Origin of the sequence: Mesorhizobium sp. C264A (assembly GCF_040324515.1) — a bacterium.
Classification (GTDB): domain Bacteria; phylum Pseudomonadota; class Alphaproteobacteria; order Rhizobiales; family Rhizobiaceae; genus Mesorhizobium.
On sequence record NZ_JAMYVY010000002.1, the window covers coordinates 1,788,592 to 1,802,346 of the forward strand.

11 protein-coding genes are annotated in these 13,755 nt (G+C 64.6%); 4 read left to right on the forward strand and 7 right to left on the reverse strand.

Translation table 11 applies throughout. The annotated features are described in order from the left end of the window. Positions 1-94 precede the first annotated feature (94 nt). The 4 genes from NKL04_RS27775 to NKL04_RS27790 form a co-directional block, all read right to left on the reverse strand. Positions 95-481, reverse strand: a complete 387-nt coding sequence (locus NKL04_RS27775; RefSeq protein WP_023702799.1) for an RNA-binding S4 domain-containing protein — start codon at positions 479-481, stop codon at positions 95-97. A 17-nt stretch (positions 482-498) separates the two neighbouring features. Then, complete coding sequence (locus tag NKL04_RS27780) at positions 499-4,044, reverse strand: helicase-related protein (protein WP_023702798.1); 3,546 nt, start codon at positions 4,042-4,044, stop codon at positions 499-501. Between the two features lie 693 nt (positions 4,045-4,737). Then, entirely contained in the window at positions 4,738-5,463 is a 726-nt protein-coding gene (gene phbB / locus NKL04_RS27785) for an acetoacetyl-CoA reductase (RefSeq protein WP_023673831.1), read from the reverse strand. Between the two features lie 129 nt (positions 5,464-5,592). Then, positions 5,593-6,777 carry an acetyl-CoA C-acetyltransferase gene (locus NKL04_RS27790; protein ID WP_023673832.1) on the reverse strand — a complete coding sequence of 395 codons (1,185 nt, stop codon included), beginning with the start codon at positions 6,775-6,777 and terminating at the stop codon, positions 5,593-5,595. A gap of 302 nt (positions 6,778-7,079) precedes the next feature. Between NKL04_RS27790 and phaR the strand changes: the two genes are divergently transcribed. Beyond that, complete coding sequence (phaR, locus tag NKL04_RS27795; RefSeq protein ID WP_023685813.1) at positions 7,080-7,694, forward strand: polyhydroxyalkanoate synthesis repressor PhaR; 615 nt, start codon at positions 7,080-7,082, stop codon at positions 7,692-7,694. A gap of 45 nt (positions 7,695-7,739) precedes the next feature. On the opposite strand, the gene NKL04_RS27800 is transcribed toward phaR, so the two are convergent. Further along, entirely contained in the window at positions 7,740-8,195 is a 456-nt protein-coding gene (locus NKL04_RS27800; RefSeq protein WP_031194243.1) for a GNAT family N-acetyltransferase, read from the reverse strand. 50 nt (positions 8,196-8,245) lie between these two features. Further along, complete coding sequence (locus NKL04_RS27805) at positions 8,246-8,665, reverse strand: rhodanese-like domain-containing protein (protein ID WP_023702797.1); 420 nt, start codon at positions 8,663-8,665, stop codon at positions 8,246-8,248. A gap of 89 nt (positions 8,666-8,754) precedes the next feature. Between NKL04_RS27805 and ftrA the strand changes: the two genes are divergently transcribed. Next, positions 8,755-9,747, forward strand: coding sequence for a transcriptional regulator FtrA (gene ftrA / locus NKL04_RS27810; protein WP_023715058.1), 993 nt, complete (start codon positions 8,755-8,757; stop codon positions 9,745-9,747). Here ftrA and NKL04_RS27815 read toward each other — a convergent pair. Then, positions 9,744-10,883, reverse strand: coding sequence for a citrate synthase (locus tag NKL04_RS27815; protein ID WP_023715057.1), 1,140 nt, complete (start codon positions 10,881-10,883; stop codon positions 9,744-9,746). The genes ftrA and NKL04_RS27815 overlap by 4 nt on opposite strands. Before the next feature lie 93 nt (positions 10,884-10,976). On the opposite strand from NKL04_RS27815, the gene NKL04_RS27820 reads away from it, so the two are divergent. After that, entirely contained in the window at positions 10,977-12,065 is a 1,089-nt protein-coding gene (locus tag NKL04_RS27820) for a citrate synthase/methylcitrate synthase (RefSeq protein WP_023702794.1), read from the forward strand. A 386-nt stretch (positions 12,066-12,451) separates the two neighbouring features. Beyond that, the gene (locus NKL04_RS27825) at positions 12,452-13,582 is read left to right on the forward strand and encodes a patatin-like phospholipase family protein (RefSeq protein ID WP_023702792.1); all 1,131 of its coding nucleotides are present in this window, start codon (positions 12,452-12,454) and stop codon (positions 13,580-13,582) included. The last annotated feature ends 173 nt before the right edge of the window (positions 13,583-13,755 follow it).

Consider the following 13,755-nt stretch of genomic DNA (forward strand, 5'->3'; position numbering starts at 1 on the left):
TTGCCTGCCGCTTGCAAGGGCAGCCATTGCAGGCGGGGCCCGCGTGTCCGGAATGAAATTCCAGACCGCCGGCATGGCGCAGACGGCCAAGGCTTCAGTCTTCGCCGAACAGCCGGTCGGTTTGCCTGCGCTCTTTCTTGGTCGGCCGGCCGCTGCCGGCGTCGCGCAGCGCCGGAATGGCATCGGCAACAGCCTCGCCTTTTGGGGCCGGCGGCGGGGACATGTCCTCGTAGAGCGTGCGCGCTTCCTCGGCCGGACCGCGCCGCACGCCGGTGCCAAGCACCTTCCAAACGAAGATGCGGCGCTCGTGCGTAATGGTCAAAACGTCGCCAGGCTTGACCAGATCGGAGGCCTGCGCTGCTTTGTCGCTATTAATGCGGACGCGTCCGGCGACAACCAGCTTGGCCGCCAGCGAGCGCGATTTTATCGCGCGCGAAAAGAACAGCCACTTGTCGATGCGCTGACGACCTTCAGCAATCATCGCAGCGAACCTGGGGCTTATTTCTTCAACTGGTCGCGCAAGGCGGCGAGCTTGGCGAAGGGCGAGTCCGGATCGAAGCGCGCCGGGCGTTCCTCGCGTGGCTTGGCCTGGAAAGCCGGCTTGGCGCCTTGCGGTCCGCCTTTGCCTTCCGGCCTGCCGCCTTTCCAGTCAGGCCCGCCCTCGCGCGGACGCTCGCCTTGCGGCTTGCCGTCGCGGCGCTGTTCGCCCTCGGCCTGCGGCTTGGGCTTGAACTTCGAACGGTCGAAGCGTGGCTTGGCGGCACCGTCGCGCTGGTCGCGCCGGCCCTGATAGGCCGGCCGTTCGCCCGGTGCCGGCTGTCCGCCGGCAGCGTCGGCCGGCGCATCGGCGCGGCTAGCCTGGCCGTTACGCGGGCGATTGTCTCTGCGGTTGTCTTGCCGATGGCGCGGGCGCTGCTCGAAACGACCCTGCCGCCACAGCAAGATGGGCTTTGGCGCTTCGGCCTCGGGGACAGGCTCAGCGCTTCCACCCTCCCCCTCGTGGGGAAGGTCGGCGCGCAGCGCCGGGGTGGGGGCAGCGTCGGCGTCGGCGGTTGCACTTGCATCGTTTGCACTATCTGCTTCGTCAGCGCTGTCACCCGCGTCGCTTTGCGCCGCGACCTCCGCCATCGAGGGAGAGGTAAGGGCGTCGGCGTTTTCGGCGACGGTGGCGTCGGCAGTGTCGTCAGCTCCCGCAACAGCCGGAGCTTCTTCCGCGATTTCTGCGTGAGCTTCGACTTGCTCGTCCGCGACAGGCTCTGCCGTTGCTTCCGCGATGGCTGGAGCTTCGGCGGTAGCTTCAGCGGCCGGAGTTGGCTCCGTACCCTCTTGAGGCCCGCCCGGCTGAGCGTCCGCAGCAACAGCCTCCGCTGCGGCTTCGGCGACGGGCTGCTCAGCCGCAGACTCAGCGGCGGCAACCGCATCCGGCTCCGATCCAACGGCCGGCGCTTCAGCGGCGGCTTCTCTTGCAGCGGCTTCCGCCGCCTTGGCCTGTTCGGCTTTTGCAGCCGCGTCCGCAGCCAGCTTGGCCGCAGCCGCTTGCCGCGCGGCATTGTCCTGCGCTTCGAGCCGCGCCTTCACCTCTGCCGGTGGCTTCGGCTCGGCGCGATAGCCGAGGCCCTTCAGAATCTCTTCCATGTCGTCGGCGGTGGCGCCGAGGATCGACATCATCGGCGGCGTCACCATGAAGGACTGGCCGTCATAGGCGCCGTCCGGGCGCTGTCCCAGACCGGGCTTCCAGTTGGTCGCCGGGCGGATCAGGTCAGCCAGCCGTTCCAGAATGTCGATGCGCACGGCGCGGCGGCCGAGATTGCGGTAGCCGGCAAGCTTGTAGAAAGTCTTGTCGAAAGCCGGATCGATGACCACCGAGGTGCGGCCGGAAGCCAGTGCGTGCACCACGTCGCCAAAGCCGGGCTTGTCCTTGCCGTCATTCTTCAGCGCCCACAACAGCGTAATCAGTCCGGCGGGCGCCGGCTTGATCAGCGCCGGCACGAAGACATGGTAGGCGCCGAAGCGCACACCGAGCCGGCGCAAGGCGGCGCGACCCTCCTGGTCGAGCGACTTCATTTCCTCGGCGATGTCGCGGCGGTTGATGAGGCCGAAATGCTCGACGAGCTGGAAGGCGATGCCACGGCCGATGCCGGCGATCTGCTCGGCATTCTTCAAGTCGACCAGCGGCTTCAGCAAGGATTCGATCTGGAAGTTGACGAAGCGCTCGGCGCGCGCGGCGACCTTGTCGCGGGCGGGACCGGTCAACTGCTCGTCGGCCAAAAGCACCAGGCGCGGCTTCAGCGCGTCCTCGCCGGCAACCAGCGTGCCGATCGGCGCGCCGATCCAGCGCAGCGTGCCGTCGGAGCCAAGCGCAAGGTCGCCATTGGCGCAGGCGCCGAAGCGTTCGGCACGTGCCTCGAACTCGGCGGCCAGCGCTTTTTGCGCTGCCGTGCGCACGGCCTTGGCGTCTTCGCCGCCGGCGCTCTGGTCGGCGGTGAAACGGAACCCTTGCAACTCGCCGACATGATGGCCTTCGACAAGGACGGTTCCGGTAGGACTGATTTCGGCTTCAGGCATTGTATTTTCTCTAAGGCGCCGCATGAGGACGGAAGTCCTGCGGTCTACAAACCGTTTCGTCAACCGCTCATGCAGCGCATCCGACAATCTGTCTTCGATTTCGCGCGTCTTTTCCCGCCAGTGTGCCTGATCGGCCAGCCAGCCCGGCCGGTTGGACACGAATGTCCAGGTGCGGATCTGCGCAATGCGGTGCGACAGCGTGTCGATGTCCCCCTCGGTCGTATCGGCGCGGCGCACCTGCTCGGCCATGTAGTTCTCGTCGACATGGCCGTGTTTGGCGAGGTCGGTGTAGATAGAAGCGATCAGGTCGGAGTGCTGGGCCGGCGCGATCTTGCGGTAGTCCGGCAACGCGCAGGCTTCCCACAGCAGCGCGACGCGCTTGGCATTGGTAGCCAGCGCGCGGATGTCCTCGTCGCGGGAGAGATGTTCGAGCGCCTGCGCATCGACCGCCGGCAGCGCGCGCGTCAGGCCTTCGACCGGCGCGTTGGCCTCGATCGAGCGCTTCAGCGCGTCGAGGCTGGCGAAGTCGAAATGCGCGGTGCGCCATTGCAGCACCTTCACCGGATCGAACTCGTGCCCCTCGATGCGCTTGACCAGTTCCTCGTCCAGCGGATCGACCTGGCCGGTGACGCCGAAGGTGCCGTCGCGCAGATGCCGGCCGGCGCGGCCGGCGATCTGGCCGAGCTCGGCCGCCGTCAGGTTGCGGTACTGGTAGCCGTCGAATTTGCGGTTCTGGGCGAAGGCGACATGATCGAGATCAAGGTTGAGCCCCATGCCGATGGCGTCGGTGGCGACGAGATAGTCGACGTCCCCTGCCTGGAACATTGCCACCTGGGCATTGCGGGTGCGGGGCGACAGCGCGCCTAGCACGACCGCCGCTCCTCCTTGCTGGCGGCGGATCAGCTCAGCGATGGCATAGACCTCGTCGGCGGAGAAAGCGACGATCGCCGTACGCCGCGGCAGGCGGGTCAATTTCTTCGAACCGGCATAGGCCAGGTGCGACAGGCGAGGGCGCGTCACCACCGAGACGCCTCTCAGCAGCTTTTGCAGGATGCCATGCATGGTGGCCGCGCCGAGCAGCAGCGTTTCCTGGCGCCCGCGCAGGTGCAGGATTCGGTCGGTGAAGATATGGCCGCGCTCGAGGTCGCCGGCGAGCTGCACCTCGTCGATGGCGACGAAGGCAACGTCGGTCTCGCGCGGCATGGCTTCGACGGTGCAGACCGAATATTTCGCGCCGGGCGGCTGGATTTTTTCCTCGCCGGTGATGAGCGCCACCTTGTGGGCGCCGACCTTTTCGCAGACGCGGGCATAGACCTCGCGCGCCAGAAGGCGGAGCGGCAGGCCGATAATGCCGCTCTCATGCGCCACCATGCGCTCGATGGCGAGATGGGTCTTGCCGGTGTTGGTCGGACCCAGCACGGCAGTCACGTCGCGGCCCGACAGGATCAGCGGCTCGGTGTGTTTCGGCTGGATGTTCATCGGCCTGGAGATGAGGCTTTCTGCATCGTGTTGTCGGGAGCGCGCCTCGCGTGGCGCGTATGACAGGCGACACATAGGGATTTCAGGCGCGAAGCGAAAGCGGAATGTTCCGGCCGGCAATCCCACGGTCGTCTTTGAGGTCTCAATTAACAGTTGGAACGAGTCTGGAACGAATCGGCGACGAATCAGTGACTCCGGCAGATTCAGCTTTTGTTCACGGCTACATGTGGATTTTGCGAGCCTGAGTCTCACCATATGCTGAATCGCGGAAACTGGCCCGATTCCTGCAAGGCGACCATTGGCGTTAACCTTTGCCGGCGGGGCATCGTCGTGATCCGATACGCCTCGGCCAACATTATGAAATTGTTGAATTTTCTTAATCGGCCTTAACCATTTGCCGGTGATTTTCGGCCTTGGTCGCTAACGTTGCGCTAAAAGCCGGAACGAATCGGCGATGAATCAGCGATGGCGGGATTTTCCTGGTTTGTTCACCCCAACATGTTGTGTTATCCACAGCTTGTCCACCGAGAATTCACAGCTTGCGAACCGGGTTTTGCACAGGGCGCCTGGAAATCGTTAATCTTTGCGTGCCGGAACGGGTCAATGTCTAGCGCGCAGCCCGGGAACATCGCCGGCCGGCGATGAAAAAACGGGCCATAAGCCGGCCCGTCCTACCGGGCGAAATGCTGTCGTTCAGGCGAAATACTGGCCGCCATTGGCTGTGATGGTCGAACCGGTGATGAAGCCGGCGTCTTCGGAAGCGAGGAAGACGACGCAACGCGCGATCTCTTCCGGTTCGCCGAGGCGGCCGACCGGAATCTGCGGGATGATGCGTTCATTCAGCACCTTCTGGTCGATCGCCTTGACCATCTCGGTGGCGATGTAGCCGGGGCAGATGACATTGACTGTGATGCCCGCGCGCGCGCCCTCCTGCGCCAGCGCCTTCGAGAAGCCGATGTCGCCGGCCTTTGCGGCGGAATAGTTGACCTGGCCGGCCTGGCCTTTCTGGCCGTTGATGGAGGAAATGGTGATGACGCGGCCGAATTTGCGGTCGCGCATGCCGCCCCACAGCGGATGCGTCATGTTGAAGACCCCAGACAGATTGGTGTCGATGACTTCCTTCCACTGCTCGCGCGTCAGCTTGTGGAACATGGCGTCGCGGGTAATGCCGGCATTGTTGACCAGCACCGAGACCGGGCCGAGATCGGCCTCGACCTGTTTGATTCCGGCGGCACAGGCGTCGTAGTCGGCGACCGACCATTTGTAGGCCTTGATGCCGGTTTGTGCGCTGAACTTCCCCGCTGCCTCGTCATTGCCGGCATAGTTGGCGGCAACGGTGTAACCGGCATTCTTCAGGCCGATCGATATGGCGGCGCCGATGCCGCGCGATCCACCGGTGACGAGCGCTACTTTGGTCATTGAAAGTTCTTCCTCCCTTTGGTCGGAAGAAGGGAATAGGGAGTAGGGAATAGCGAGTAGGGATCGATATCCCGCCGCGCTGCTCCTTCTTCCCTATTCACTACTCCCTATTCACTACTCACTTCTTGTTCACAGCGCTTCCACGCACAGAGCGACGCCCATGCCGCCGCCGATGCACAGCGTGGCAAGGCCCTTCTTGGCGCCGCGGCGGCGCATCTCGAAAACCAGCGTGTTGAAGACGCGGGCGCCCGACGCGCCGATCGGATGGCCGATGGCGATGGCGCCGCCATTGACGTTGACGATCGACGTATCCCAGCCCATGCCCTTGTTGACGGCGCAGGCCTGCGCGGCGAAGGCTTCATTGGCCTCGACAAGGTCGAGGTCCTTGACCGACCAGCCGGCCTTCTCGAGCGCCCGCTTCGAGGCGGGAATAGGTCCGGTTCCCATGATCGCCGGATCGACGCCGGCCGTCGCCCAGGATGCGATGCGCACCAGCGGGGTGATGCCGCGCCTTGTGGCTTCAGCCTCGCTCATCAGCAGCGCGCCGGCGGCGCCGTCATTGATGCCCGACGCGTTCGCGGCGGTCACGGTGCCGTCCTTGTCGAAAGCCGGCTTCAGCTTGGACATGGCGTCGATGGTGGCGCCGTGGCGGATGTACTCGTCCTGGTCGACGACAGTGTCGCCCTTCCTGCCCTTGATCGTGAAGGCGACGATCTCGTCCTTGAACTTGCCGGCCTTCTGCGCGGCCTCGGCCTTGTTTTGCGAGGCCAGCGCAAACTGGTCCTGGTCGTCGCGGGTGATCTGGAACTGGCGGGCGACGTTCTCGGCGGTGTTGCCCATGTGGTAGCCATTGAAGGCGTCCCACAACCCGTCCTTGATCATGGTATCGATCATCTTGTAGTCGCCCATCTTGACGCCGGCGCGCAGGTGCTCGGCATGCGGCGACAGCGACATCGATTCCTGGCCGCCGGCGATGATCACCGTGGCGTCGCCGGCGGCGATCTGCTGCATGCCGAGCGCGATGGCGCGCAGGCCGGAGCCGCAAACCTGGTTGAGCCCCCAGGCGGTGGTCTCCTTGGGCAGGCCGGCATTGATCGACGCCTGGCGGGCGGGGTTCTGGCCCTGCGCGGCGGTCAGCACCTGGCCGAGAATGACCTCGTCGACTTCACCCGGCTCGACGCCGGCGCGCGCCAAAAGCTCCCTGATGACGACGGCGCCAAGTTCATGCGCCGGGGTGGCGGCGAAGGCGCCGTTGAAAGAGCCGACAGCCGTGCGTGCGGCGCTGGCAACGACGATTGAATTGGAAGCGGACATTTTTCTCTCCAGACTTCGAGGTGTCGTGTTCTTGGGGGCTTGTTGGGACTTTTCTTGCTCGTTCCACACCCCAAGTCAAACCGGAAATGGGCATGCCGGCCAAGCGCCGCAAGCAGGGCGTGAGCGGCCGGCGGGATCGCCCAACCTTTGCTGCGCAGCATAATTGGCCGGCCATGCAGCAATAAATGATGCCGCACTGCACAAAGCGCTTGGAATTATAGAGCTTTTGCGCATATCCTTAAAAATGGCGCAATCGTTACCGGCGGCTTACTCAGGCGCGCCGGTGTCCCGGGAGGATGCTGATGGCCGCGAAAGACGACCCTATCATTATCAAGAAATATGCCAATCGCCGGCTCTACAATACCGGCACCAGCACCTATGTGACGCTCGAGGATCTGGCCGAGATGGTCAAGAAGGGCGAGGAGTTCACCGTCCAGGACGCCAAGACCGGTGACGACATTACCCATCCGGTGCTGACGCAGATCATCTTCGAACTGGAGAACAAGGATGGGCAGAACATGCTGCCGATCCCGTTCCTGCGCCAGTTGATCGCTTTCTATGGCGACCAGATGCAGCAGATCGTGCCGAGCTTCCTCGAACAGTCGATGATGGCCTTCTCCAAGGAACAGGAGCGGTTCCGCGAGCAGATGAAGGGCGCGATCGGCAAGTCGCCGCTGGATGTAATGAAGATCGCCACTCCGATCAAGGCGCTGGAAGAGCAGACACGCCGCAACATGGAAATGTTCCAGAACGCGATGCGCCTGTTCACGCCCTTCCCGACCGCCGCCACAAATGCTGCGGCCGCGGCTGCACCCGAGCCGGCCCGCAAGGATGTCCCGGAAAAGAGCGGCGACGACCTTCAGGAACTGAAGCAACAGATCGCCGCCATGCAGCGCAAGCTTGACACCATGTCGTAAGCGACCGCCGCATGGTCGACCGCCCTCAGTTGGTCGAGGCGGCTGTCACGGGTCGATTTTCAGCTGCCACGGTTCCCAGATATCGTCGGGCTGGCCGTCGAGCGAGCGGTAGAAGGCTTTGGCCGGCGAGTTGGATTTCAGCACCGTCCATTTGATGGCGGAGGCGCCAATGCTCAAAGCGTGTTGGCGAAGCTGTTCAACAAGCGCATGGCCGACCCCCATGCCGCGCGTCGCTTCAGTGACGTAGAGTTCCTTCAGCCAGACAACCGGCTTCAGGTCGTAGGTCCAGGGGATGAGGTAGTGGACGGCGATGCCGACGATCACGCCCTCTCGCTCCGCCACCAACACGCCGAACCGGGGCGATGGCCCCAGCCCGTGCTCGATGAGGTTCGCTTCGGTGACGCGAAGCTTGTCGTCATAACCCTCGAAGACGGCTAGCGCCCGCATGAGGGCGAGCACCGCACCGACATCCTGGCGCTCGAATGGACGAATTCTAACCATCGCCTTCTGCATGCTTGCTCAGTCTTCAAGGCCGACCATATCGCGTGGCCTCACGCGTGCAAGACACCGGGCTCCTTGCCTGAAGCGAAAGGAAGGTCCTCGTCCTGCCAACCGGTTATGCCGCCGATCATGATCTTCACGGGACGACCGAGGCTGGCCAGCTTGAAGGCCGCCTGATCCGCGCCATTGCAATGCGGTCCCGCGCAATAGACGACGAACAGCGTCCTTTCGGGCCATTGCACCATCCGCCCGGCCGATATTTCGCGGTGGGGCAGATGCAGCGCGCCCGGCACATGGCGGCGTCCATAGGCTTCCGGCGAACCGACCACATGCAGGAGAACAAAGTCCGGCTCCCCGGCACGCAGTGCGGCGGCGACGTCGGAACAGTCGGTCTCGACGGAAAGCCGGCGCAGAAAATGGTCGCGGGCGATATCCGGCGATGCCGCCGGAATGTCTGTCACGTGGCTCATCCTCGTATCTCCATTGCTGATGCGACGGAGAGATAAGACAGGAAGCAGGGCGATTGCAGCTGGCAGCTTTGCCATATATCGTCAAGATCATGCCATCCTCTGCCAATCCGCGCCCTGCCAACCCTCTTGTCGTTGCCGTTGCCTATGACGGCCTGTGCACGTTCGAGTTTGGCGTGGCGGTTGAGATCTTCGCCTTGCCCCGGCCGGAAATGGGTGAGGATTGGTACCGTTTTGCAGTTGCCGGTATTGATACCGGTGAAATGCGCGCGCTGGGCGGCGTGCGTATTGTTGCCGACGGCGGGATCGATCTGATCGGCCAGGCCGGCACGGTGATCGTACCGGGATGGCGCGGAACGGAGGCTCCGGTGCCGCCGGCGCTGATCGAGGCGCTTCGAAAGGCACACGAGCGCGGCTCTCGCATTCTTTCGATCTGTTCGGGCGTGTTCGTGCTTGCCGCCGCCGGCCTGCTTGCGGGCAAAAGAGCGACCACGCATTGGCGCTACAGCGAGAAGCTGACGGAGATGTACCCCGACATCACCGTGATTCCGGACGTTTTGTACATCGATGAGGGCAATGTGCTGACATCGGCAGGCAGTGCCGCGGGCATCGACCTCTGCCTGCATCTGGTTCGGCGCGACTTCGGCACCAAGGCTGCAAACATGGTGGCGCGCCGTCTGGTCGTGCCGCCGCATCGCGACGGCGGCCAGGCGCAGTATGTCGAGAGCTCCGTTCCCGAGCCACATGAGCGCAGCCGGCTTGGACCGTTGATCGACAGGATGCGCGCCAATATTTCCGCCGACTATCCCGTCGCCATCTTGGCCGAGCTTGCCGGGATGAGCGAGCGGACGTTTCTGCGCCGCTTTGCGGCCGCAACCGGCGTCACGCCGGCGCGCTGGCTGCTGTCGGAACGGCTTTCGCGGGCGCGCACGCTGCTGGAAGACACCGCCATGCCGATCGAACGGATTGCCGAGACCGCCGGCTTTGGCGCGGCAGGCACGTTGCGGCATCACTTCCGCCGGCAATTCGCCACGACGCCCGTCGCGTACCGTGCGCGTTTCGGGAACACGGCCAGGTCGGCTTAAGTCACGCGTCCCTCATAGCGGCCACGCGGCCTGATGATGCTGCCGCTAATGATCTGTTCGACCATATGCGCGGCCCAGCCGACGCTGCGTCCAAGCGCAAACAGCTGGAACGGTGCATCGCGCGGCAAGCCAAGGCCGCGCGTTAGTGCGGCCAGGGCGAAGTCGATGTTGGGCTGGGCACCGACCGCCGCCATGGCGGCTTTTTGCAGCTGTTGCAGCGTCTCGTCGACAGGGATGACTTCCAGAAGTGCGGTGGCACGGGGATCGCCGTCGGGATAGAGCGGATGGCCGAACGCCGGCAAGGGCCGATCATGGCCGAGCCAGCGCCGGATCGCCGCATCCGCGCCGTGGGCTGCTGCATCTTCAGCCAGTTGCATCACCGCTTCGCCGGCGCCACCGTGGCGCGGGCCGGACAGCGTTGCCAGGCCGGCCAGCAGGCATGCGGCAGGCGAGGCGCCTGTGGACGCTGCGACGCGGGCGGCGAAGGTCGATGCGTTGAGTTCATGATCGGCGAGCAGGACGAGGGCGCAGCGGATCGCTTCCGCGCCGGCATCATCCACCGACCAGCCCTGCGCCAGGCGCTTATGGACGGGCGCTGTGCCGGCTTCAGCGCCCAGCGACTGCGCCAGCGCTCCGACTGTGCGCGCGGCCTCGGTGCACAGCGAGGCGGCGCTGCGTCCTAGCGAAGGCCGCCCGTGGCCTGCAAGCATGGCAAGCTGCGCAAAGGCCGAGGCGCGGCCGACTGGATGAGGCGCTTCAGGTGACGGAGCTTTGAACGTCACCGGTTCGGCCGAGGCCCACAGCAGAGCGGCGGTTTCCTCCAGCGTCGCCGATTTGGAGAGCGCAACGGCGTCTTGCCCTCGGTAGATGAGGCTCCCGTGCAGAACGGTCGAAATTGCTGTTGCAATCGAGGGTTCGCCCCAGGCGATCGCACTCTCGGCGATGGCCGAGGGACTGCGGCCGCGCGCCCGGTGGGTCGCCAGTGCGGCGATGTCGTCGGCGCGGTACTGGCTGCGGCGCGGGTCGCTCTCATCCGGCCGCATGCCGATGCGGCCACGGCTGACATAGGCGTAAAGCGTCTGCGGCCGCACCTTGAGCCTTTCCAGCGCCTCTTCCCGCGACAGCCATTCGGACATTTTTAGCCCATACATTGATTATATTGATCAAGATTGATCGAGGCGCAGCCTAACCCTTATCTCCCATGCAGAAAAGCTGCAAGGAGATGAGATATGGCGAACGGGCTCGATGATGTGGTGGCGGCGGAGACCGTGCTCTCCGATGTCGATGGCCTTGGTGGCCGCCTGACGATCCGCGGTCATTCGCTGCCGGAATTGGCGGGACGCTGGCGCTATGCGCAAGTGGTTCGCCTGTTGCTCGACGGCTTCTTCGACGGCCTTCCCGGCGATGCCGAACTGGCAGCGAGGCTGGGCAAGGCTCGCGTCGAGCTGTTCGAGCGGCTTGCACCCTCGCTGCCGCTGCTCGCACCGATTGAGATCTATGGCGCCATGCGCGCCGGCATGGCGCTGCTGCCGGATGGCGAGACGCTGACGGACGCCTTGCGGCTGATCGCGGCGCCCGCCGTGCTGACGCCGGCTCTGCTGCGGCTGGCGCGTGGCGAGCAGCCGATCGCACCTGACGCGAAGGCCGATCATGCCGCCGACATGCTGAGGATGCTCGAGGGATCCGTCCCGTCGCCGGCGCTGGCAAGGGCACTCGACACCTATCTGGTCACCGTGTGCGATCACGGCCTCAACGCCTCGACCTTTGCCACCCGCGTCGTCGCATCGACGCTGGCAGGGCTGACATCGTCGGTGCTGGCCGGGCTCGGCGCGCTCAAGGGGCCGCTGCACGGCGGCGCGCCCGGCCCGGTGATCGAGATGCTCGATGCAATCCAGGCGCATGGCGACGCGGCCGGTTGGCTGCGCGAGAAGGTCGCGCATGGCGAGCGCATCATGGGTTTCGGCCATCGTATCTACCGCGTGCGCGATCCGCGCGCCGATGTACTGAAAGCCGTCGTGCGGCAGCTCGGCAGCGAGGGCGAAGCCGGCCGCCGCCTGGCCTTCGCCGAACAGGTCGAGCAGACGGCGCTCGAAGTGCTGCGGATCGCCAAGCCGCAGCGCTCGCTGCAGACCAATGTCGAGTTTTACACAGCGCTTGTGCTTGAGGCGGCTGGCTTTCCGCCACAGGCGTTCAGCAATGTCTTTGCCGCCGGACGTGTCGCCGGCTGGATCGCGCATGCGCGCGAACAGCAGACGACGGGGCGGCTGATCCGTCCACAATCGCGCTATGTCGGGCCGGTGCCGGACCTCGTGGCCTGAGGTTCCAAGTTCAGATTGTTGCGAAGAGGACCCCACCCTAGCTTGCCGGGGCGAGCCACGGGTCTCGCCCGTCCTTCGGACCCCCACAAGGGGGAGGGCAGCTGGCGCGCGCCGCCGAAACGTCGGTGGTTTGCTGAGATCAGCGTCTACCAAGTCTCCCTCCCCCTTGTGGGGAGGGATCAAGGGTGGGGGTATTCGTAGGGCGAAGACCTGGGCGTGGAGGACCATTCCCCATGACCAAAATTTCATGTGATCACGCGACCGTGTTCGTGTTCTTGCCTTGGTCATCCCTTATATGCTGCGCTGCAATATAAGTCCGCTGCAGTCGAACCCGCCCGATCCCCGGGCGGAATGAGGCAGCAGCGACCAAACCGAACAGGAACGCCATGACCAAAAACGGCAAGGCGGAGGAAACGAAGAAGATCAACATCGCGCTGCAGGGCGGCGGCTCGCACGGGGCCTTCTCCTGGGGCGTGCTCGACCGGCTGCTGGAGGATGGCAGGCTGGAGATCGCGGCGGTGTCCGGCACCAGCGCCGGCGCCATGAATGCGGTGGCGCTGGCCGATGGGTTTGTGCGCGCCGGCGTCGAGGGTGCACGGCAAAAGCTCGACGATTTCTGGCGCGCGGTGGCGGCCAAGGGCCGCTTCAGCCCGGTGCAGCGCATGCCGTGGGACGTCGCCTGGGGCAACTGGTCGATCGAGAACACGCCCGGCTATTTCTTCTTCGACACCATGTCGCGAGTGTTTTCGCCCTATGTCGCCAATCCGCTGGGCTTGAACCCGCTGCGCGACGTGGTCGAGCAGGAGATCGATTTCAAAAATGTCCACGCCTGCAAGTCGATGGAGCTGTTCATTTCGGCGACAAATGTCGAGACCGGCCAGCTGCGCGTCTTTTCCGATGGCGAGATCGACCTCGACACGGTAATGGCCTCGGCCTGCCTGCCGCAATTGTTCCGCGCCGTCGAGATCAAGGGCGTGCCCTATTGGGATGGCGGCTATGGCGGCAATCCGGCGCTGTTCCCGTTCTTCAAGACGGCGGCGACCGAGGATGTGCTTTTGGTGCAGATCAATCCGGTGGTGCGCGAAGGCACGCCGAGAAGCGCCAACGAGATCCAGAACCGCATCGACGAGATCACCTTCAATGCCGGGCTGCTGAACGAATTCCGCTCGATCGCCTTCGTCAAGGAACTGATCGCCGCGGGCCGGCTGCCGCGCGGCGAATACCGCGACATCCGCATGCACCGCATCGATGCCGACGAGGCGTTCAAGGATCTGTCGGCGTCGTCCAAGGTCAATGCGGAATGGGCCTTCCTGAGCTATCTCAGAGACCTTGGCCGTATAGCGGCCAGCGACTGGCTGGAGGAGAATTACGACGCCGTCGGCAAGCGGCCGACGCTCGATCTTTCCGGCGAACTCGATGACGGCTTCAAACCGGTGCGCGGGCCGGCACCGGGACGGCGGGTGAAGGAATTTCTCGCCGCCCGCAAGAAGCCGGAGGCGGAACGCCGGCGGGCCTGAGTTTTTCGGAGCAGCGCCGGCGGCTTTCCCGATGCGGCGCAACTTCTGCGTGTGACGGTATACAAAATCATACTGACGCCTACTGCCATTCAAGTCGCGACGACGCAGGGCGCGCCCACATTTGAGCGTCAAAAACTAGTGCGGGCACAGGGAATGTCAGTGCCCAAAACGCC

What these genes read in the sequence shown, in the direction of transcription:
- NKL04_RS27780 (WP_023702798.1), bottom strand. Translation starts at nt 4,044, where the DNA reads ATGAACATCCAGCCGAAACACACCGAGCCGCTGATCCTGTCGGGCCGC.
- NKL04_RS27800 (WP_031194243.1), bottom strand. Translation starts at nt 8,195, where the DNA reads ATGGTTAGAATTCGTCCATTCGAGCGCCAGGATGTCGGTGCGGTGCTC.
- phbB (WP_023673831.1), bottom strand. Translation starts at nt 5,463, where the DNA reads ATGACCAAAGTAGCGCTCGTCACCGGTGGATCGCGCGGCATCGGCGCC.
- NKL04_RS27775 (WP_023702799.1), bottom strand. Translation starts at nt 481, where the DNA reads ATGATTGCTGAAGGTCGTCAGCGCATCGACAAGTGGCTGTTCTTTTCG.
- NKL04_RS27790 (WP_023673832.1), bottom strand. Translation starts at nt 6,777, where the DNA reads ATGTCCGCTTCCAATTCAATCGTCGTTGCCAGCGCCGCACGCACGGCT.
- NKL04_RS27815 (WP_023715057.1), bottom strand. Translation starts at nt 10,883, where the DNA reads ATGTCCGAATGGCTGTCGCGGGAAGAGGCGCTGGAAAGGCTCAAGGTG.
- NKL04_RS27820 (WP_023702794.1), top strand. Translation starts at nt 10,977, where the DNA reads ATGGCGAACGGGCTCGATGATGTGGTGGCGGCGGAGACCGTGCTCTCC.
- ftrA (WP_023715058.1), top strand. Translation starts at nt 8,755, where the DNA reads ATGCCATCCTCTGCCAATCCGCGCCCTGCCAACCCTCTTGTCGTTGCC.
- NKL04_RS27805 (WP_023702797.1), bottom strand. Translation starts at nt 8,665, where the DNA reads ATGAGCCACGTGACAGACATTCCGGCGGCATCGCCGGATATCGCCCGC.
- phaR (WP_023685813.1), top strand. Translation starts at nt 7,080, where the DNA reads ATGGCCGCGAAAGACGACCCTATCATTATCAAGAAATATGCCAATCGC.
- NKL04_RS27825 (WP_023702792.1), top strand. Translation starts at nt 12,452, where the DNA reads ATGACCAAAAACGGCAAGGCGGAGGAAACGAAGAAGATCAACATCGCG.